This window comes from Pseudomonas sp. Irchel s3f10 (assembly GCF_900187515.1).
In the GTDB taxonomy this organism is placed as follows: Bacteria; Pseudomonadota; Gammaproteobacteria; order Pseudomonadales; family Pseudomonadaceae; genus Aquipseudomonas; species Aquipseudomonas tensinigenes.
The window spans coordinates 959465-978877 of sequence record NZ_FYDZ01000001.1 but is presented as its reverse complement, the minus strand read 5'-3'; the positions used below and the strand labels follow the sequence as shown (position 1 = coordinate 978877).

At 60.7% G+C, this 19413-nt stretch carries 16 protein-coding genes; 9 read left to right on the top strand and 7 right to left on the bottom strand.

The annotated features are described in order from the left end of the window. Nucleotides 1–10: 10 nt before the first annotated feature. The 7 genes from proX to CKW17_RS04520 all read left to right on the top strand — a co-directional run bounded on the left by proX (nt 11) and on the right by CKW17_RS04520 (nt 7595). On the top strand, nt 11–1033 hold the full coding sequence (gene proX / locus CKW17_RS04550; protein WP_176470031.1) for a glycine betaine/L-proline ABC transporter substrate-binding protein ProX: 1023 nt from the start codon (nt 11–13) through the stop codon (nt 1031–1033). A gap of 88 nt (nt 1034–1121) precedes the next feature. Beyond that, nucleotides 1122–2180, top strand: a complete 1059-nt coding sequence (locus tag CKW17_RS04545; protein WP_095118898.1) for a GlxA family transcriptional regulator — start codon at nt 1122–1124, stop codon at nt 2178–2180. A 125-nt stretch (nt 2181–2305) separates the two neighbouring features. Next, nucleotides 2306–3622, top strand: a complete 1317-nt coding sequence (locus CKW17_RS04540; protein WP_095118897.1) for an FAD-binding oxidoreductase — start codon at nt 2306–2308, stop codon at nt 3620–3622. Between the two features lie 132 nt (nt 3623–3754). Then, a complete protein-coding gene (locus CKW17_RS04535; RefSeq protein WP_095118896.1) occupies nt 3755–4657 on the top strand; it encodes a dihydrodipicolinate synthase family protein in 903 nt (300 codons plus the stop codon). A 1-nt stretch (nt 4658) separates the two neighbouring features. Further along, nucleotides 4659–6149, top strand: a complete 1491-nt coding sequence (locus CKW17_RS04530) for an aldehyde dehydrogenase (RefSeq protein WP_095118895.1) — start codon at nt 4659–4661, stop codon at nt 6147–6149. 204 nt (nt 6150–6353) lie between these two features. After that, the gene (locus CKW17_RS04525; protein ID WP_176470030.1) at nt 6354–6602 is read left to right on the top strand and encodes a hypothetical protein; all 249 of its coding nucleotides are present in this window, start codon (nt 6354–6356) and stop codon (nt 6600–6602) included. 63 nt (nt 6603–6665) lie between these two features. Further along, complete coding sequence (locus CKW17_RS04520) at nt 6666–7595, top strand: ZIP family metal transporter (protein ID WP_095118893.1); 930 nt, start codon at nt 6666–6668, stop codon at nt 7593–7595. Nucleotides 7596–7624: 29 nt separating this feature from the next. Here the strand turns inward: CKW17_RS04520 and CKW17_RS04515 are convergent, their stop codons facing one another. The 5 genes from CKW17_RS04515 to CKW17_RS04495 form a co-directional block, all read right to left on the bottom strand. After that, complete coding sequence (locus CKW17_RS04515) at nt 7625–8584, bottom strand: DMT family transporter (RefSeq protein ID WP_095118892.1); 960 nt, start codon at nt 8582–8584, stop codon at nt 7625–7627. A gap of 227 nt (nt 8585–8811) precedes the next feature. Then, complete coding sequence (locus CKW17_RS04510; RefSeq protein WP_095118891.1) at nt 8812–9924, bottom strand: alkene reductase; 1113 nt, start codon at nt 9922–9924, stop codon at nt 8812–8814. A gap of 170 nt (nt 9925–10094) precedes the next feature. Then, entirely contained in the window at nt 10095–12329 is a 2235-nt protein-coding gene (locus CKW17_RS04505; protein ID WP_095118890.1) for a molybdopterin cofactor-binding domain-containing protein, read from the bottom strand. Then, nucleotides 12326–12799, bottom strand: a complete 474-nt coding sequence (locus tag CKW17_RS04500) for a (2Fe-2S)-binding protein (protein ID WP_095118889.1) — start codon at nt 12797–12799, stop codon at nt 12326–12328. The genes CKW17_RS04505 and CKW17_RS04500 overlap by 4 nt, the downstream gene beginning before the upstream one ends. Beyond that, entirely contained in the window at nt 12796–14076 is a 1281-nt protein-coding gene (locus CKW17_RS04495; protein WP_095118888.1) for a c-type cytochrome, read from the bottom strand. The genes CKW17_RS04500 and CKW17_RS04495 overlap by 4 nt, the downstream gene beginning before the upstream one ends. Nucleotides 14077–14371: 295 nt before the next feature. On the opposite strand from CKW17_RS04495, the gene CKW17_RS04490 reads away from it, so the two are divergent. Beyond that, the gene (locus CKW17_RS04490; protein WP_095118887.1) at nt 14372–15571 is read left to right on the top strand and encodes an MFS transporter; all 1200 of its coding nucleotides are present in this window, start codon (nt 14372–14374) and stop codon (nt 15569–15571) included. A gap of 94 nt (nt 15572–15665) precedes the next feature. Continuing rightward, nucleotides 15666–16589: a LysR family transcriptional regulator gene (locus tag CKW17_RS04485; protein WP_095118886.1), complete on the top strand. Its 924-nt coding sequence runs from the start codon at nt 15666–15668 to the stop codon at nt 16587–16589. 10 nt (nt 16590–16599) lie between these two features. Here the strand turns inward: CKW17_RS04485 and CKW17_RS04480 are convergent, their stop codons facing one another. Together CKW17_RS04480 and xylG are read right to left on the bottom strand one after the other, a co-directional pair. Next, nucleotides 16600–17736, bottom strand: coding sequence for a sugar ABC transporter permease (locus CKW17_RS04480; protein WP_095118885.1), 1137 nt, complete (start codon nt 17734–17736; stop codon nt 16600–16602). Continuing rightward, nucleotides 17737–19293 (bottom strand): D-xylose ABC transporter ATP-binding protein, encoded by a 1557-nt coding sequence (gene xylG, locus CKW17_RS04475; protein WP_095118884.1) that lies wholly within the window; start codon nt 19291–19293, stop codon nt 17737–17739. Nucleotides 19294–19413 lie beyond the last annotated feature (120 nt).

The window sequence follows — 19413 nt, the reverse complement described above, 5'->3', positions numbered from 1 at the left end:
GTGGTGAAACATGAAACTGACAAATCTCAAGAAAAGCGTGGTTGCGAGCATGGTAGCTTCAGTGTTTGGCACCTTGTTGTGCTCGGCGGCCTACGCGGCCGACGCCAACAAACCCGGTGCCGGTGTTTCGATTACGCCGATCTTCCCGACCATCGCCGAAGAGCGCTTCCGTGGTGAAGTGGTGATCGCCGGTCTGAAAGAGCTGGGCTACGACGTCAAACAGCCGAAAGAAGTCGACTACCCGGCGATGTTCCTCGCGCTGTCTTACGGCGATGCGGACTTCACCGTGCATGAATGGGAACACCTGCACCAAGCGTTTTATGAGAAGGCCGGCGGCGATGACGTGATGGTCAAGGTCGGGCAAATCATGAAGGGCGTGCTGCAGGGCTACATGATCGACAAGAAGACGGCCGAGGCTTATCAGATCAAGGATCTGTCGGACTTGAAGAAACCCGAAATCGCCAAACTCTTTGACAGCAACGGTGACGGCAAGGCTGACCTGACAGGCTGCAACCCGGGTTGGGGCTGCGAGATCATGGTCGAACACCACATGAAAGCCTATGGCTTGGGCCCAACCGTGGTCGACAACCGCGGTTCGTACTTCGCGTTGATGGCAGACACCATTGCGCGTTTCCAGCAAGGCAAACCCGTGCTGTTCTTCACCTGGGTTCCGCAGTGGATCGCCAGTGTTCTGGTAGAAGGGCGTGACGTGGTCTGGTTGCCGGTGCCTTTCACTTCGCTGCCGGATGGCAAGGAAAGCAAGGACACCTTCCATGACGGCAAGAACCTCGGTTTCCCGGTGGACACGATCAATGCCGTCATGAGCAAAGAGTTCGCCGAGAAGAACCCGGTGGCGCGCAAATTCCTCTCTGAAGTCAGCATCCCGACGGCCGCTGAAAGTGCGCAAAACCTGCGCATGCAAAACGGTGAGAAGTCGTTGGCCGACATCAAGCGTCATGCCGCGGAATGGATCAAGGCCAATCAGCAAGCCTATGACGGCTGGTTGAGTGACGCCCGGGCGGCAGCGAAGTAATCGGTTCGACCACGGTTTGGCGGCGGGCGGTGCCAGTCGCCAAGCCACAAGGTTGTCGTTTCAAGTGAAGGTGAGCGGGTGACGCAAGATGGAAACGTTCCAGAGTCCGTTGAAACAACAGAACATCGGCTTTCGCCCATCCACCGTGATGTCGGGCCATGAACGTGTGGTGCGGGTGGCGTTTATCCTGCTCGATCATTTTTCGTTGACGACCCTTTCAACGGCGATGGATGCCCTGGCCACTGGAAACCTGATCAATGGCGAAACGATTTACCAGGTGTCGACCTACTCACTGCAGGGCGGGCTGGTTGAAAGTGATATCGGCGTGTCGCTGGCCTCGCAAAGACTGGTGGCGGAAGGCTTCATTCATGATGCAGTGATTGTCGTCGGAGGCCAGCGTGTGAGGCTTGCCACGCAGCCAGTGCTGCGCCGAGTGCTGAAGAAGTCCTCGGGCAAAGGGATCGTTGCCGGTTGCTGGAATGCCGCGTTTTATCTGGCCGATGCCGGTTTGCTCGAGACTGGAGACTTTGCTTGTCACAGCGACAGCTGCGGTCTGCTCCATGAATATTTCCCGCAGTTGAAGGTATCGACTCGCGAGTTTATTTGCACACAGCGCCGGGCCACTTGCGCCAACGCTCATTCAGCGCTGGATATGACCTTGGCGATCATGCAGGAACTGGGTGCGCACAACGATGCGCCATTGGTTGATGAAATAAAAAGGGTTCACCAGTCTGGACATCTTCAACCGAAGACTGCCGACAGTCTGCGCTGTTCAGCGATTCCCAAGCCTTTGAACATCGCGCTCGACTTGATGGAAAAAAACATTGAGGAACCGTTGGAAATTGACGCAATCGCCAGCCAGGTCGGCGTGTCACGCCGGCAACTGGAAAGAAGGTTTGCCCGCTATCTGAATGCGGCACCGAATCGCTACTACCTGGAACTGCGTTTGACCCGGGCTCGGCAATTGATTGTGCAAAGTGATCGCTCGTTGACAGATGTCGCTCTGGCCACCGGGTTTGTCAGTTATCCGCACTTTTATAAACGCTTCAAGGACCTGTTCGGCTTACCGCCCATGACCTTCAGGGATTATTACTACGCCAACGACTATGCCAGTAGCGGCCGTTATGCCGTGGCGGCGAATTTTTAAAACAAACAGCCAATCGTCACTGTTTGCGCAAGTGCCAGTTTTACAAGTTTCCGGATCAACGCCACTGCGTGCGTTTGCTTTGTGCCGCGTGCGTTTTGCAACTTCACGATTAACGGTTTAACACTATGAAAGTCAGTTCATTACCCGCCGATGATGATAGTTGTGGCTGGTTTCATTTGAGCAAGCCACGCAGTCCCGAGCCGGCTCACCGCGGCCACCGTTCAGCCCGCTGGGTGATCATCGGTGCCGGCTTCACGGGACTGGCGTGCACGCGGCAGCTGGCGTTGAATTTTCCCGACGACGAAGTGGTGCTGATCGAAGCGCAGGAAGTCGGACTGGGGCCATCGGGACGTAACGCCGGTTTTGCCATTGATCTTCCCCATGACATTGGTGCTGAGGATTACATCGGTGACATCGCGCTTGCCCGGACCAGTTTGAAACTCAATCTGGCCGGCCAATCGATACTTCGCGAGCTGGTCGATCAATACCGCATTGACTGCCAGATGAAAGCCTGCGGCAAATATCAGGCGGCGGTAGAGAATCGCGGTATCGCCGTACTCGATGCCTATCGCCGGGGCCTGGAAAAACTCGATCAGCCCTTTCAAATGATTGATGCCGACGAATTGCCCGAACACCTGGGCACGCGGTTTTACCGCCAGGCATTGTTCACCCCGGGTGCGGTGCTACTGCAACCGTCCGGACTGGTGAAAGGTCTCGCCGACCATCTGCCATCGAACGTCACGCTGTACGAGCGCACGCCGATTCTGGAAGTGGAGTACGGCGCCAAGACACTGCTCAAACACGCCCACGGCAGCATCACTGCCGACAAGCTGATTCTGGCGAACAACTCGTTCGGCATGCGCTTCGGTTTCCTGCAAGGGCGCATGTTGCCGATCTACACCTACGCGAGCATCACGCGGCCGCTGACCGAAGAAGAACAGGCGCGCCTCGGTGGCAAACCGTTCTGGGGCGCCATTCCGGCGGATCCGTTCGGCACCACGGTGCGCCGCACCCCGGATAACCGCCTGCTGATCCGCAACAGTTTCACCTTCAACCCGGATGGTCGTAGCAACAGCAAATACAACGAGCGTTTCGTGCGTCGGCATAAGGCTTCATTCGATCAGCGGTTCCCGATGTTGCCAGGCGTGACGTTCGACTACACGTGGGGCGGCGCCTTGGCCATGTCGCGCAACCACAACGGCTTCTTCGGTGAACTGGCGCCCAATGTTTATGGCGCGCTGGGATGCAACGGTCTGGGTGTCACGCGCGGAACCGTCACCGGCAAGTTGCTCGCTGACTGGCTGGCAGGGCAGCGTGAGCCACTGATTGATTTCCTGTTGCAGGCGCCAGGCCCCAACAGCAACCCGCCAGAACCGTTCCTTTCGCTTGGGGTGAACATGAACCTCAAGTGGGGGCAGTACCGCGCCGGGAGAGAAAGCTGAGTCTGCGTTGACCGGTCGCTGAAGCCTCGTCGCTCTGCTGCCGTCCTGAAGGCTTGCGCCGCCAATAACCACGATCAGCCCGGCATGCCGTCGGGCGCACGGATTGAACATTGAACCACTGGAGAAAACGCTATGAACTTTGACGGAATTTTTACCCCTGCCATTACCCCGTTGTCCGCTGATGGCCAGATCGACTATTCGGCGTTCTCCGACGTGCTCGAATACCTGATCGAGTCCAAGGTTCACGGCATCGTTATTGGCGGCTCCACCGGCGAGTATTACGCGCACACCGCCGAGGAGCGCGTGGCCGTCGCCGAGCGGGCCAAAGAGGTGATCCGCGGACGCTTGCCGCTGGTCATCGGCACCGGCGGCATTCGTACCGAAGACTCGGTGTACTTCGCCGAAAAGGCCAAGTCCCTAAAAGCAGACGCCATCCTGGTCGGTTCGCCACCGTATGCCTTGCCGACGCAAAAGGAAATTGCCGCCCATGTGCTCGCCGTGGATAAGGCCGCCGGGCTGCCGATCATGCTTTACAACTATCCGTCGCGGATGGGCGTGGCGATGGGCGACGAATTTTTCGAAGCCATCGCTGGCTGCAAGAACATCGCCGCGATCAAGGAAAGCTCGGGCGAGATGAGCCGCCTGCACCGTCTGGCTCACGCTCATCCGTCGATCCAGTTGTCCTGTGGCTGGGATGATCAGGCGCTGGAGTTTTTCGCCTGGGGCGCGCGCAGCTGGGTTTGCGCCGGCTCGAACTTCATCCCGCGCGAACACATCGCGCTCTACGAAGCCTGTGTCCTCGAGAAAAATTTCGATAAGGGCCGGCGGATCATGTCGGCGATGTTGCCGTTGATGGATTTCCTCGAGAACGGCAAGTTCGTGCAGTCGATCAAACATGGCAGCGAACTCAGTGGGCTGCGTGCCGGCGGGGTCCGTGCGCCACTGCAAGCGCTGGAGCCTGCCGAGAAGCAAGCGCTGGAAAGCGTGATCAAAACCCTGCAGAAAAACGTCGCGCGTATCGTCGAGGAGGCTTGAAATGGCAGATCTGCTGAGTAAAGAGCAATACCTCGAGCTGGCTGCGAAACTCGAATTTCGCAACCAAGCGTTCATCAACGGCCAGTTCTGCGCCTCCAGATCGGGCAAGACATTCACCACGACCAACCCGGCTACCGAACAGGTATTGACCGAGATCGCCGCGTGCGATGCCGACGACGTCGATGCCGCCGTCGCCGCTGCCAAGGAAGCCTTCGATGACGCACGCTGGCATTCACTGGCGCCGTCCGCACGCAAATCGGTATTGCTGCGCTTTGCCCAGTTGCTGGAAGACAACGCCCATGAGCTGGCGGTGCTGGAAAGCCTGGACAGTGGCAAACCGATTCGTGAATGCCAGAACATCGACGTGCCGGAGACGATTCATACGTTGCGTTGGCATGCCGAGCTGATCGACAAGATCTACGACGCTACGGCGCCGGTCGGCTCTGGTGCGGTGACCATGGTGGTGCGCGAACCGATCGGCGTTGTCGGCCTGGTGTTGCCCTGGAACTTCCCGCTGCTGATGCTCGCCTGGAAAATCGGTCCGTCGCTGGCCGCCGGCTGTTCAATCGTGGTCAAACCGGCCAAGGAAACTACCCTAAGCACTCTGCGCGTCGCCGAACTGGCGCATCAGGCGGGGATTCCCGCCGGCGTGTTCAACGTCGTGCCTGGGGGCGGGAAAGAGGCGGGCGAGCCACTGGGCCGTCACCCGGATGTGGCCATGGTCAGCTTCACCGGTTCAACTGACACCGGGCGACTGTTCCTCAAGTATTCCAGCGAATCGAACCTGAAACGCATCGTGCTGGAATGTGGCGGCAAGAACCCTGCCGTGGTGATGAATGATGTCGAAGACATCGACCTCGTCGCTCAGCACGTGGTGAACGGTGCGTTCTGGAACATGGGTGAAAACTGCTCGGCCTCATCGCGGCTGATCGTCCACGCCGACGTCAAGGATGAACTGTTGCAGCGTGTGCAGGTTCATTTGGGTGACTGGAAAATGGGTGATCCACTGGATCCTGAAAATCGCTTGGGCTCGATGATCAGCAAGGCGCATTTCGACAAGGTGCGCTCCTACCTTGATGTGGCCCGCGACGAGAACCTCAGCGTGTTGGTGGGCGGAAACACCCGCGACGACATCTTCGTCGAACCCACCATCGTTGACGGTGTGAGTCGCGATAGCCGTCTGTTCCAGGAAGAAATCTTCGGCCCGGTGCTGAGCGTCACCACGTTCCAGACCGTTGACGAAGCCATTGAGCTGGCCAACGACACGGCCTACGGCCTGGCAGCATCGGCTTACACCGGCAACCTGCGCCATGCCCTGAAACTCTCGCGCGGGATTCGCGCCGGGATTGTCACGGTGAACTGCTTCGGTGAGGGCGACGCCTCTACGCCATTCGGCGGCTACAAAGAGTCGGGGTTTGGCGGACGCGACAAGTCGATCTGGGCGCACGACCAATACACTGAGATCAAAACCATCTGGATTGATGCTTCCTGATAGCGCCTTGACGCAGGAAACCGCATCGTCCCGACCACTGAATTGAGTGGCGGGGCGATTGCCCCATACCGTTACCCCATCCATGAGCTGGGATTGGTTGGTGGCCACGTCAGCAGAAAGCTTTCAGTCATCCGCTTTTCGTCAGACATTTTGAACCTAACCCGAAATCGGTCGCTCAACCGGGAAATGTTCGGGGTGGGCGAAATGAACGCGTTCAAGAACCAACTGACATTCGCACAAGAAACCAAATTACTCGCGTTGGCGGCCTGGCAACGTGCACTGGAAAACCTTGAACTGCGAAGGGACTGTCCAGACGCCTATCACGACGAACTGCTGCGCCAGTCAGATGAAATGGATCGCTTGGGCCTGCTCAGTTGGGATGAATGGCGCGACCTGCGAAGAGAAGCTGACATCGCGTACCTGCGCGCAGTCGCCGGAGACGATTACCATTGAGGTCATGTACGTTGGTTATCCGCATCCGCTGAAAAGATCGAATCAACAAAACAGGAGGTTTCCATGCCCGAGCCGTTGTCCTCATCAGGCGCGCCACCTCGTTCCTGGTTCGCCCGTTTCTCAGGATCCGGGTGGGGCGGGCGCGTCTTCTGGTCAATTTTGATCGGGGTGACAATCTTCCTGCTGATTAGCGGGTATGGCGCCTTCGTCGGGGCCAACAAACAGAATCTGTACTTCGCCTTTATCGGTGGCATGACCGGCTTCGCTGCCACGGCAATCGGTGCTGTCGTAGCGATTGCATTGCGAGACATCGCCGCCCGAACCCAAGACATCATGCTCGGCTTTGCCGCCGGGATGATGCTGGCCGCCAGTTCGTTTTCGCTGATTCTGCCGGGCATAGAAGCGGCTCAGGCGCTTTGCGATAACCAACTGCTCGCAGCCTGCGTCGTCGTCGCAGGTTTGGGATTGGGCGTAGCGCTGATGGTCGGTCTTGATCGTTTCGTGCCTCACGAACACGAGAAAAGCGGACGCCGGGGGCCAGATGCGCAGCGCATCAATCGTGTCTGGTTGTTCGTCCTGGCAATCACACTGCATAACCTGCCGGAAGGCATGGCCATTGGCGTGAGCTTCGCCAATGGCGATATGAAGGTGGGACTGCCGCTGACGACTGCCATCGCCATTCAAGACATTCCCGAAGGTCTGGCAGTCGCCCTGGCATTACGCGTAACCGGCATCTCCGCACTGCGCGCAGCACTGATTGCGGTGGGTTCGGGGTTGATGGAGCCCATTGGCGCCATCGTCGGCTTGGGTATTTCCAGCAGCTTTGCGTTGGGATATCCCATTGCGCTCGGTTTGGCAGCCGGGGCGATGATTTTTGTGGTGTCCCATGAGGTCATTCCCGAGACTCATCGCAACGGGCATGAGACCCCGGCCACGTTGGGACTGATGCTCGGCTTTGGGGTGATGATGTTTCTCGATACTGCTTTGGGTTAATCACGAACCTGACCACTGGAGAGAAACCCTCACGCATTGGCTTTAACCTCAGCCTTGACCACTGATTTACGATAGGTCAGCAAAACGATGCCCGTGACCACGATCACCCCGCCGAGAATCTGTCCTGTACTGAGCATCTGATCCAGCACAATCCAGCCCATCAGCAGCGTTGCCAATGGCTCGATGTTCATGACCGGCGCATTGCGCGGCATGTCGAGGCGAGGTACCGAAATGAACAGGACGATAAAACCTGTGCCGTACAGCACCACCAGAGTGGCGAGGGCCAGCCATCCGGTCGAGGTGGCGGGCAGGTTCAATCCACTGGGAATGGCGCCCGTCAGCCCAGCCAGGTTGACGCTGCTGAACACGATGAAAATGGTCAGCAGACTGCGCACCGAGCCACGTACCTGAGACAGTTTGTGGTCGGTGATCCACAGCGCGCAGGCGAACACGCTGGCGGCGCAGAATGCGAGCGCAACGCCCGTCAGCCATTGCGCACTGACGTCTGTCGTGGTCGAGAGCCGCCCGGGGACATCCAGCACAAACACCAGGCCCAAGAGAATCAGACCCATCAATGTCGCGGTGCGTGCGCTCGGTCGCGGGCCACCCAACGCCCAGGTGAGCAATGCCAGCAGAATGGGGAACACGTTCGCCACCAGCAGGGCCAGCGCCACCGGCACCCGTGCGACGGCGGAATACAGACACAGACTCTGCGCAGTGATCAGCAACCCCAACAACAGTTGCCAGCGCCAGGCACCCGTCGGCAAGCGCGGACTTTGTCTTTGCCACAGCACCAGGATGGCGAGCACCAGCAAGGTCCCCCCGGAACGCATCAAAATCGCCAGCAGCACACCCGCACCATCATCAAAGGCGACTCGCGCCGCCACATGATTGCCGGCAAACGCACAGCCCATGCACAACAGAATGATCACGGCCAGGTAACAGGGGTAGGGCGGCGGTACGGTTTGCGTAGCGGTAGGGCGAGGCATGGCAGATCTCAGGATTGTTAGCCGTTCGAACGACTTGGTTTTTATTAGTTGTCGTACAACCAACCCGTTTTATCGCATTCGGCGACGTCGGGCAATAGACCTGAAAGCGCACAGCTACGCATATGTTTGACGTTTCGGTGGATTTCCCACGCCTTGGATTAGGCGAAGAGATCGTATGACCTAATAAAAAAGGGGCGAGTCCGCCCCTCCCATAGGTCTGCATTTGTTCAGGCATGAAATGGATAATCGATGTATCCCCGCTGATCCCCACCGAAAAAGCTGCTCGGATCCGGCGCGTTGAGCACCAAGCCATCGTGCAGCCGACGCGGCAAGTCCGGGTTGGCCAGGAACGGGCGGCCAAACGCGATGATGTCGGCACGATCGGCAATCAGCGCCTTTTCGGCAGATTGCGCATCGTAGCCGCCCGCCAGAATCAGCACGCCGTTCCAGGTTTTGCGCAACTGGGCAATGATCGCGTCCCAGCGCGGGTCGAAACTCTCGTCCTTGACTGTGCCGACCATCGCCGGCTCGACCAGGTGCAGGTAGGCCAGGTTCCATTGGTTGAGCGCTTCGACGAGGTGGCCGAAGGTGGCCTCTGGAGTGTCATCGCCCATGCCCATGAAACGCCCCATCGGCGTCAGGCGCACGCCGACCCGTTCGGCGCCGACTTCCTCGGCGACGGCTGCGACCACTTCCAGCAGAAACCGCGCGCGATTCTCCACGCTGCCGCCATAGGCATCGTCACGCTGATTGCTGTTGCTGTTAAGAAACTGATCGAGCAGGTAACCGTTGCCGGCATGGATTTCCACACCGTCCATGCCCGCCTGCAATGCGTTGCGCGCGGCCACGCGGTAGTCCTCGACGATGCCGGCGATTTCCGCGGTTTCCAGCGCGCGCGGCACCGGCACATCACCCCAGACGCCGTTACCGTTTTCATCGACGATAAACGTCTTGCCCGGCACCGGCAGCGCGCTGGGTGCAACCGGCAGGCCGGCATCAGGTTGAAAGCTGGGGTGGGACACCCGACCGACGTGCCACAGCTGCATGAAGATCAACCCGCCGGCCTCATGCACCGCCGCGCTGACGTCACGCCACGCCTCAACTTGCTCAGGGCTGTAGATGCCCGGCGTCCAGGCGTAACCCTGAGCTTGCCGGGAGATTTGCGTGGCTTCGGTGATGATCAGCGCGGCACTGGCCCGCTGGCGGTAGTACTCGGCGTTCATCGGCGTCGGCACATCGCCCGGTTGGCCGGCGCGTGAGCGCGTTAACGGCGCCATCGCCACGCGATGGGCGAGGGTGTAAGGACCGAGTGCGAGGGGTTGGAACAGACGACGGGTCATGGGTAGCTCCATATTTCAATAGAAGGAATTCAAGCGCGGCAGCGGGGCCGCGAACCAGTGCCGCTAACTTAACCGCGCTCAGCGGGGCTGATAATCGGTGACCGGCGCTACGCTGTTTTGCGCAGGGCGCAACGACGCCCGTGCTCATTAGCGATGAACACGGGCGTGGCTCAGGCGGGTTGGTTTGAGCGCGTGAGTGGCAGGTTCAGCCAGCGACGGCCGGTGGTGTTGGCCACGGCGTTACCAAGGGCGGCGGCCATCGGCCCCTGGACGATTTCAGCGGCACCGAGGAACGGTTCTCCCGGTTGGTCGAGCAAATGCACATCGACTTTTTTCGGCAGCTGTGTGAAACGCAGAATCGGATAACCGCTCCAGTCGTAGCTGCGAATGCCCCCCGCGTCGTAGGCGACTTTTTCGTACAGGGTCCAGCTCGCGGACTGCACGATGCCGCCCTCGACCTGATTGCGCAGGCCGTCGGGGCTGACGATCTGGCCAACGTCAACCGCCGTCACCACGTGATCGATGCGAATCTCGCCGGTCTGCGAATGCACCCGCAGCTTCACGGCGATGGCGCAGTAACCCATGATGTTTTTGTAGCGGGCAAAGGCGAAACCGATACCGGCGCCGGGCTCGTTGCTTTTTTGCGGCCAACCGATCTCATCACGCACACGCTCTACGACCGCGCGAGCACGCGGGTCGCTGAGATGGTCCAGACGCAAGGCGACCGCGTCGATGCCGGCCCTGATCGCCAGCTCGTCGATACTCGCCTCGATGGCGAAGATGTTGATGTGCGCACCCAGCGAACGCATGGCCGAGGTGCGAAAGGGCATTTCGGTGACGAAGGTCATGTTGATGCGCGTCGAGTTCAACTCGTACAGCGGCACCGCATTGCGATCACCATCGCCTTCGGGCTGGGCGATCGGCACGGATGGCGCCGAGGCGAAGGGCCGCGCGAGCAAGCGTGCCGGCAGCAGACGCCCAGCGTTGACGATGCGTTCGTTGTGCGGCGTGGTCCAGAGTTCGTAGGCCCAGTCCTGCAGGCGGCCGTGGCTGAGGCCGGCGTCGACTTCGGTGACCATCGCCGAGCTATACGGCTCCCAAAGATTTTCCTGTTCGCGCATCCATTGCACGCGCACCGGCGTACCGGGCACGCGCAGCGCGATCAATGCCGCATCGGCGGCGGCATCATCGGCGCCGTTATGCCCGTAGCACCCTGAGCCTTCGGTATGAATACAGCGCACCCGCTCAGGTGGCAGACCGAGCATTTCGGCAATGCCGGCGCGCAGCGGGTAAACGCCTTGGGTGTGGGTCCAGACCGTGAGATTGCCGTCCTTGAACCAGGCCACCGCGCAAGACGGGCCGATCGAGCCGTGCATCAGATATTGCTTGGTGACCCGCGCCTGAAAACGCGTGTCGGCCGCGCCGCTCGGCGTGCCGTTGTGGCTGATCGGATAGCGCCGTGAGGGCAGGCGTTTGAGCAGGCCATGAATCTCGGCCGCCTCGGGGATTGCTTCGCCCTCGCTCCATTGCGCCACCTCGTTGGCACGGCGCATGGCTTTGATCGCTTGCCACTCATCATGGGCGAGTACCGCCAGATAGTTGCCGTCGCGGATCACCTTGACCACCCCAGCCAACGCCTCAATGAACGCCGCATCGAATGCTTGCAGCGTGCAGCCGGGACGGGGCGGGCGGATCACCCGCGCATGCAGCATGCCCGGCAGGCGCATGTCCTGGACGAAGGCTGCGCCACCGCTGACCTTCGCCGGGATGTCGAGGCGCGGTAACGAATGGCCGATGAGTTTGAAATCAACGGCAGCCATCGCCGGTGACTGAGCCTTGGCATATTGATGCACATCGACATGCTTGACCGCTTCGGCGTAACTCATCCGCTGAGCGGCCGGGCCTTCGATCACACCGTCGCGGGTGCTCAGCAGTGCTGCATCAACCTGCCAACTGCGCGCGGCGGCCTCGACGAGCATTTCGCGTACCTGGGCGGCGGCGTTATATAACGCGGTACCGCTGTCGAAAATGCTGTGGCTGCCGGCGGTGTAGCCTTCGTTGGGTGTCAGCGCGGTGTCGGCGGTGAGCAGGTTGATAGCGGTCGCCGGCACCTGCAAACGTTCGGCGGCGATTTGCAGCAGCGCGGTTTTCACTCCAGTGCCCAATTCGACCTTGCCGGTGTAAACGGTAATGCCGTCGGCGCCGATGCGGATCCAGGCGTCGAGAAACGGGTTGGTGCGCAGGCTGCCGGGCAGGTCGTGCGCGAGGACCACCGTGCCGAGCGTATCGACTTCGGTATCCGCCAACACACGTCGCGCCACCGGCAGCAGGGTGAATGCCACCAGCAACGCGCCACCGCGCAAGAACGCGCGTCGGCTCGGATTCAGTTCATTCGACTCACTCATGTCAGGCTCCCGTTGTGCCCGGCCACCTGTTTGATCGCCTCGATGATCCGCAAGTGCGTACCGCAGCGGCACAGGTTGCCGGCCATATGCTCGAGAATGGTCGCCTCATCCGGGTGGCGATTACGCTCAAGCAACGCCTGCGCGCGCATCAGCATGCCGGCGATACAGTAGCCGCATTGCGCGGCCTGTTTCTCGATGAACGCGGCTTGCAGAGGGCCGGGTTGTTCCGCGCTGCCGAGGCTTTCCACGGTGCGGATTTTTTTGCCTTCGAGACCGGCGCAGGGCGTCAGGCAGGCGAACACCGGTCGATCATCGACGATCACCGTGCAGGCACCGCATTGGCCGAGACCGCAGCCGTATTTGGCGCCGTTGAGGTTCAAATGATTGCGCAGCGCATAAAGCAGCGGCATGTCCGGCTCCAGCTCAAGCGGTTGCGCGGCTCCGTTGACGTTGAGAGTGATCTGGCTCATTTCGTCTCCTGACGTAACGCTTCATTAGTGGAAGAGAGGTCGGCCCACGGCTGATCGGGGCTGGCTTGCTGACGCAGATACGCGGCCAGTGCGCCGAGTTGCGCGTTGTCCAGGCTGGCGGCGAACGCAGGCATCAGCGGGCCGGGCGATCCGGTTGCGGCGGGCAAGCCTTCAAGTACGGTTTTGAGGAAGTTGCGCGAACTGGCCGCTTGCAGCGCCGAGGTGTTTTCCAGGCCCGGGCGACCATCGATGGTGCGCATCGGTGCCGCCGGGCCATGGCAGCCGGCGCAAGCGCTGCTGAAGAGCAGGGCGCCGGTCGAGTGGTCTGCCGCTTCACTGGCAGGCGTCTTCGGCGTTGTCTCTGTCACCGAACGCGGGTTTTCCAGACTGAGCAAATACTCGGCGATCGCCTCGGCTTCACTGGCAGGCAAGCGGGCCAGACTCAAGCTGACCGGACGCATCGGCCCGGCGGGTGTGCCGTGGCCATCAACGATCTCGGCGCGCAGATAGCGCACCAGTTGCTCACGACGCCACGGGTTGCCGCGCTGGCCCATGCCGACCAGTGCGGGCGCTTGCCAGCCATCGACGCTGCCGCCCTGTAGGTATTCCGAGGATTTTTCCGCGCCGATCAGGTTCAGCGGCGAATGGCAGCCAGCGCAATGGCCCGGACCGTCGACCAGATAACGCCCTCGATTCCACGCTTCGCTGCGCCCCGCCAGCGGCGTCAGTGGCTCACCGTGCAGGAACAGCAGGTTCCAGAACGCCACCAACGGACGAATGTTCATCGGAAAGTTCATCTGGTTCTGCTCGGCCGGCGCGTGTACGGCAGGGCCGCTCATCAAGTAGGCATAAGCGTCGGCGATGTCTGCTGCGCTCATGCGCCGGTAGTGCACGTAGGGGAACGCCGGATAGAGCAAGTGACCATCGCGAGCAATGCCCTGACGCATCGCCCGCTCGAAGGCCGGCAGCGACCATTGGCCGATACCGGTCTCTACGTCCGGGGTGATGTTGGTGCTGTACAGAGTGCCGAACGGCGTTACCAGCGGCAGCCCGCCGGCCAGATATTCACCACCGGGGCGGGAATGACAGACCGCACAATCGCCGGCCTCGACCACCCGCGCCCCGCGTTGCAACTGCGCAGTATCGAACATCGTCGGGCGCTCGATCGGTGTAATTGCCGGGCGCCACATCAGCCAAATGGCGCCGATCAGGCCGAGCACGGCGACGACGGCCACGCTGATCCATAGCGTTCTGGACTTCAGAAATGAGCTGTTCATGACACAGGAAAAAACGCGGCAGGCAATGGCAGAACGGATGGGATACGGGTCATGACAACGCTCCTTGTAACAGCCGGGGAAGGGCGCCGATGGGGACGACAGCGCCAGAGGCCAAAGCGTAGAGAAACCACCAGCGTCGGAGAATCAGCGGCGCACGCAACAGCGCGTTGCGCGAGAAGCAACACCTGCGCCGTTGCGCCGGACGCATCACTGCGTTGCCCGCCGCGTGGATTCTGCGCATCGCCACAGGGCCGTAGCCTTGGCAGCACTTTCCTGAACTCAATGAGGTGTCATCATGCTCACGGGCAACCCGGCCGTTGCGGCGAATGCCGAACAGCCAACTTCACTTTCCGGCCTGATGGTCGCGTTCCTGGCATTTTGCTGTGGCGCGGTCGTGGCCAATCTTTATTACGCACAGCCGATCGTCGAACTGATTGCACCGCAGATCGGTCTGTCCAGCGCCAATGCCAGCCTGATCGTTTCGCTGACGCAGTTTGGCTACGCGCTGGGCCTGTTACTGCTGGTGCCACTGGCCGACCTGATGGAAAACCGTCGGTTGGTGGTCGGCTTCACCCTGGCGGCGAGCGTCACATTGCTGTGCGCCGGGCTGACCCATTCACCGTCGATGTTCCTGCTGTTGTCTTTGCTGATCGGTCTGACCTCGGTGGCCGTGCAGATCCTCGTGCCGCTGGCGGCGCACCTGGCGCCCGAGGCCAGCCGTGGCCGCGTCGTCGGCAATATCATGAGCGGTCTGTTGCTGGGCATTCTGTTGTCACGGCCACTGTCGAGCCTGTTGGTTGAAGTGTTCGGCTGGCGCGGGGTGTTTTACAGCGCATCAGCCCTGATGGCCGTCATCGCTCTGATTACCGCTGTGGCACTGCCGCGTCGACTGCCGACGCATAAGGCCTCTTATGCTGCGCTGATTGGTTCGGTGTTTGCCTTGGCCCGGCGCTATCCGCTGTTGCGTCAGCGCTCGCTGTATCAAGGACTGTTGTTTGCCAGTTTCAGTCTGTTCTGGACCCTCGCGCCGATTGAACTGATGCGTCACCACGGCTTCACTCAGGCCCACGTGGCGATCTTCGCGCTGGTCGGTGCGGTGGGTGCCATTGCAGCGCCGATTGCCGGACGTCTGGCCGATGCCGGGTATGCTCGGCGCGGGACGCTGGTCGCGTTGCTGTTGGCGCCGGTTTCGCTGTTGATCGCCGCACTCCCAGGCAGCGGCTATGTCTGGCTGGTGGTGTGTGCGGTGCTGCTGGATTTTGCCGTGCAATTGAACATGGTGCTCGGCCAGCGTGAGGTGTACGCCCTTGATCCCCACAGCCGTGCGCGCCTGAACGCCGTGTACATGACCAGCATTTTCGTCGGCGGCGCGGTGGGGTCGCTTGTCGCCAGTCCGCTGTACGAGCACTTCGGCTGGAACCTGTCCGCCGTCGCGGTGGCGCTGCTGCCAGCGCTCGCGCTCGGGTTGTTCCTGAGTCGCAAGGCCGATGACTGAACAGCCGGCAAGTGTGTTCAAGCACGGCGGTACAAGACGTCGGGGGAACAGTGATGCACAATCATCCGCGTTCCCTTTCGACCGGACCCCGCTTATGGACAAGTTGCTGGCACTGAAGATGTTTGTGGAAACCGTGCGCTGCGGGGGTTATTCCTCGGCAGCGCGCAAACTCGGGATATCCACGTCGTCAGTGACACGGCAAGTGGCCGGGCTGGAACACGAACTGGGCGCGAGCCTGCTCAATCGCACCACGCGCAACACCAGCGTGACCGTTGCCGGGCAGACCTATTTCGAAAAAGCCGTGGCGATTCTCGACGCGATCGACGAAGCCGATGCTGTCGTCGCCGATCGTGGCGCCGAAGCGCAAGGCCGTCTGCGCATCAGCGTGCCGGTGGAGTTCGGCCGACGCCTGATCGCGCCGCACCTGAGCCGCTTGCTCGAGCGGCATCCGGGTCTGGAGATCAGTCTGTCGCTGAGCGATCAGGTCAGCGACCTGCTCAGCGAGCAGATCGATGTTTCGGTACGACTCGGATCGTCGGTGGTCAGTGAAGACATCGTCAGCAAACGCGTGGGGCAGTTCGAACGCTGGGTGGTGGCCAGCCCGGATTATCTGGCGAGTAGCGCGGCGCTCAGTCATCCACGGGATTTGCTGGAGCATCAATGCCTGCGTTTCGATTACGGCGGCACCCACCAGCACTGGACCTTTCAGAATGAAGACGCGCCCATTCAGCTCAACGTCCATGGGCGCCTGCAAAGCAACAACGCCGACATCCTGCGCGAAGCAGCCATCGGCGGCGGCGGGGTGACGCTGCTGGCCGACTGGCTGGTCCGCGACGACGTCGCAGCCGGCCGGCTGACCCGCTTGCTTGAGCACTACGAGGTCAATCCCGGCAGTGCCAGCACCTGCATCAACGCCTTGTATTTACCCAATCACCGAGGCTCCAGCCGGATCAATGTGTTTATCGATTTCCTGATGGAAATTCTCAGCCCGACGGCGGCGACCACGCCCGGCGCGTGATGCCTGCGGCTCAACGGCGCCCGGTCCGCGTACTGACATCCACCCAAACCGCCAACACCAGAATGCTGCCCTTGACGATCATCTGCCAGTAACTGTCGACGTCGTGCATGGACATGCCGTTATCCAGACTGGTAATGACCAGCGCGCCGAGGAGGGCGCCGTACACCGTGCCGGAGCCGCCGCGCATGGAGGTGCCGCCGATGAAGCAGGCGGCGATGGCATCAAGTTCGCCCATGCTCCCGGCCGAAGGCGAACCGGCGGCCAGGCGTGCGGTGTTGACCACGCCGGCGAGGGCGCACATCACGCCCATGATCCCGAAGATCCACAGCTTCACCGCCTGCACATTGATGCCGGACAGGCGCGTCGCTTCCATATTGCTGCCCACCGCATAGACGCGACGACCGAACACGGTCTGACTGGTGACGTAGCTGAACACGCCCAGCAAAATCAGCAGCAACAGGACCGGCACTGGAATGCCGTCGTAGCTGTTGAGCGTCTGCACGAAACCGGCGAGCACAGCGCCGATCACCAACACACGGATGACATCGCGCACCAATGAATGCGCCGCGAGGCCGTGCAGGGCGCGATTGCGCCGTTGTTTCCAGGTCAGGAATACCGTCAGCGCAAACAGCAGAACGCCAAGACCAGTGCCGATCGCGTGGGGCAAGTAACCCTGGCCAATGTAGACCAGCTCCGGCGATACCGGCGCGATGGTCGTGCCGCCGGTAATCCCCAGCAGAATCCCGCGAAAAGCCAGCATGCCGCCCAGGCCGACAATGAACGAGGGGATGCGCAGATAAGCCGCCATGTAGCCGTTGGCGAGGCCGATCATCAGCCCGCAGAGGGCGACCAGGCTCAGGTTCGCCAGCAGCGGAATGTGGTAGACCACATCGAGAATCGCCGCGAGGCCGCCGAGCAGGCCGAGCAATGAACCGACCGACAAATCGATCTCGCCGCTGATGATCACCAGCACCATGCCGCAGGCAAGAATGCCGGTAATCGACATTTGTCGAAGCAGATTGGAAAGGTTGCGCGGAGTGAGAAATCCGCCCTCGGTCTGCCAGCTGAAAAACAGCCAGATCAGCACCACGGCAAACACCAATGCGAGCATTTTGTAGCGGGTGAACAGTTGTTTGACCTGATTCATTTACGCGGATTTCCGATCATTATTGTTATGCCTGCCAGACTGGCTAAGGGCGGCGGCGAGCACTTGTTCCTGCGTCAATTCATGGTTGATGAAGTCACCACGCAACTGGCCTTCGCCTATCACCAGCACGCGGTCGGAAACGCCGAGCACTTCGGCCAGCTCCGACGAGACCATGATGATCGACACGCCGGCGGCGGCCAGCGCGCCCATCAATTTGTAGATTTCGTATTTGGCGCCGACGTCCACGCCTCGGGTCGGCTCATCGAGAATCAGTACCCGGGGTTTGGCCAACAGCATCTTCGCCAGCACGGCTTTTTGCTGATTGCCCCCCGAGAGGCTGGTGATCGGCAGGAACGGGCTGGCGGTCTTCAGGTGCAGGCGCGAGATTTCTCGATCGATGCTGCCCAGTTCGGCTTCGGCATCGATGCGGGTCAGTTTTGAGTAGTTGTCCAGCACGGCGAGGGTGATGTTCTGGCCGACGCCCAGGTCAGGAATGATGCCTTGGCGTTTGCGGTCCTCTGGCACCAGGCACAGGCCGGCACGGATTGATTTGAGCGGCGTGCGCGTGTCGATGGGTTGGCCATCGAGCCAGACTTCGCCCTCGTGGCGACCGGGATAAGCGCCGAACAGCGCGGTCACCAGTTCGGTACGGCCGGCACCGACCAGCCCGGCGATGCCGAGGATTTCGCCTCGCTTGAGCACGAAGGAAATGTCGTCGACCCGTTTGCGCTTGGGGTTGTCGACGTCGTAGCAGGTGATGTGCCGGGCCTCGAAAATCACCTCGCCAATATCGTGTGGCTCGCTGGGGTAGAGGTTGCTCATTTCGCGGCCGACCATCTGCGTGATGATCTGCGCAATGTCCATGTCGGCCATGGCGGTGGTGGCGATGTGTTTGCCGTCGCGGATCACCGAAATGGTGTCGCACACGGCGGCCACTTCATCGAGCTTGTGCGAGATGTAGACGCAGGCTACGCCTTTGGCTTTGAGATCGCGGATGATGTCCAGCAACACCTCGATTTCCGAACGGCTCAAGGCTGATGAAGGCTCGTCGAGGATCAGCAGGCGGGCCTTTTTGTTCAGGGCTTTGGCGATCTCCACCAGTTGCTGATAGCCGCCGCCGTACTGCGAAACCGGCAGCGAGACGTTCATGTCGGGGACTTTCAGTTCGCGCATCAACGCTTCGGCGCGGTGGATCATCGCCGGGTAATTCATGCGTCCGCCGGGCAGCGTCAGTTCATGGCCCATGAAGATGTTTTCGGCCACCGACAGGTCGGGCACCAGCGTCAGTTCCTGGTGAATGATGACGATGCCGGCGGCTTCTGTTTCGCTGATCGATTGGGCTCTGAGTGGTTGTCCGTCCCAGAGGATTTCACCGTCCCAAGTGCCGTGGGGATAAACCGCGGAAAGGATCTTCATCAGCGTGGATTTGCCAGCGCCATTCTCGCCGCACAGGCCAACGCACTCGCCGGGTCTGACTTTGATGTCGATGCCGTTGAGCGCTTTGACACCGCCGAAGGTTTTGACGATGCCGTTCATTTGCAGCAGATAGTCGGACATGGACAGGGCTCGTATATCAAAGACTCACACACCACGAAACCTGTGAGAGTGAGCTTGCTCGCGAAAGCGGTGGTTCAGCTGGCATCGATACTGAATGTGCTGCCGTCTTCGCGAGCAAGC

What these genes read in the sequence shown, in the direction of transcription:
- proX (WP_176470031.1), top strand. Translation starts at nt 11, where the DNA reads ATGAAACTGACAAATCTCAAGAAAAGCGTGGTTGCGAGCATGGTAGCT.
- CKW17_RS04545 (WP_095118898.1), top strand. Translation starts at nt 1,122, where the DNA reads ATGGAAACGTTCCAGAGTCCGTTGAAACAACAGAACATCGGCTTTCGC.
- CKW17_RS04540 (WP_095118897.1), top strand. Translation starts at nt 2,306, where the DNA reads ATGAAAGTCAGTTCATTACCCGCCGATGATGATAGTTGTGGCTGGTTT.
- CKW17_RS04535 (WP_095118896.1), top strand. Translation starts at nt 3,755, where the DNA reads ATGAACTTTGACGGAATTTTTACCCCTGCCATTACCCCGTTGTCCGCT.
- CKW17_RS04530 (WP_095118895.1), top strand. Translation starts at nt 4,659, where the DNA reads ATGGCAGATCTGCTGAGTAAAGAGCAATACCTCGAGCTGGCTGCGAAA.
- CKW17_RS04525 (WP_176470030.1), top strand. Translation starts at nt 6,354, where the DNA reads ATGAACGCGTTCAAGAACCAACTGACATTCGCACAAGAAACCAAATTA.
- CKW17_RS04520 (WP_095118893.1), top strand. Translation starts at nt 6,666, where the DNA reads ATGCCCGAGCCGTTGTCCTCATCAGGCGCGCCACCTCGTTCCTGGTTC.
- CKW17_RS04515 (WP_095118892.1), bottom strand. Translation starts at nt 8,584, where the DNA reads ATGCCTCGCCCTACCGCTACGCAAACCGTACCGCCGCCCTACCCCTGT.
- CKW17_RS04510 (WP_095118891.1), bottom strand. Translation starts at nt 9,924, where the DNA reads ATGACCCGTCGTCTGTTCCAACCCCTCGCACTCGGTCCTTACACCCTC.
- CKW17_RS04505 (WP_095118890.1), bottom strand. Translation starts at nt 12,329, where the DNA reads ATGAGTGAGTCGAATGAACTGAATCCGAGCCGACGCGCGTTCTTGCGC.
- CKW17_RS04500 (WP_095118889.1), bottom strand. Translation starts at nt 12,799, where the DNA reads ATGAGCCAGATCACTCTCAACGTCAACGGAGCCGCGCAACCGCTTGAG.
- CKW17_RS04495 (WP_095118888.1), bottom strand. Translation starts at nt 14,076, where the DNA reads ATGAACAGCTCATTTCTGAAGTCCAGAACGCTATGGATCAGCGTGGCC.
- CKW17_RS04490 (WP_095118887.1), top strand. Translation starts at nt 14,372, where the DNA reads ATGCTCACGGGCAACCCGGCCGTTGCGGCGAATGCCGAACAGCCAACT.
- CKW17_RS04485 (WP_095118886.1), top strand. Translation starts at nt 15,666, where the DNA reads ATGGACAAGTTGCTGGCACTGAAGATGTTTGTGGAAACCGTGCGCTGC.
- CKW17_RS04480 (WP_095118885.1), bottom strand. Translation starts at nt 17,736, where the DNA reads ATGAATCAGGTCAAACAACTGTTCACCCGCTACAAAATGCTCGCATTG.
- xylG (WP_095118884.1), bottom strand. Translation starts at nt 19,293, where the DNA reads ATGTCCGACTATCTGCTGCAAATGAACGGCATCGTCAAAACCTTCGGC.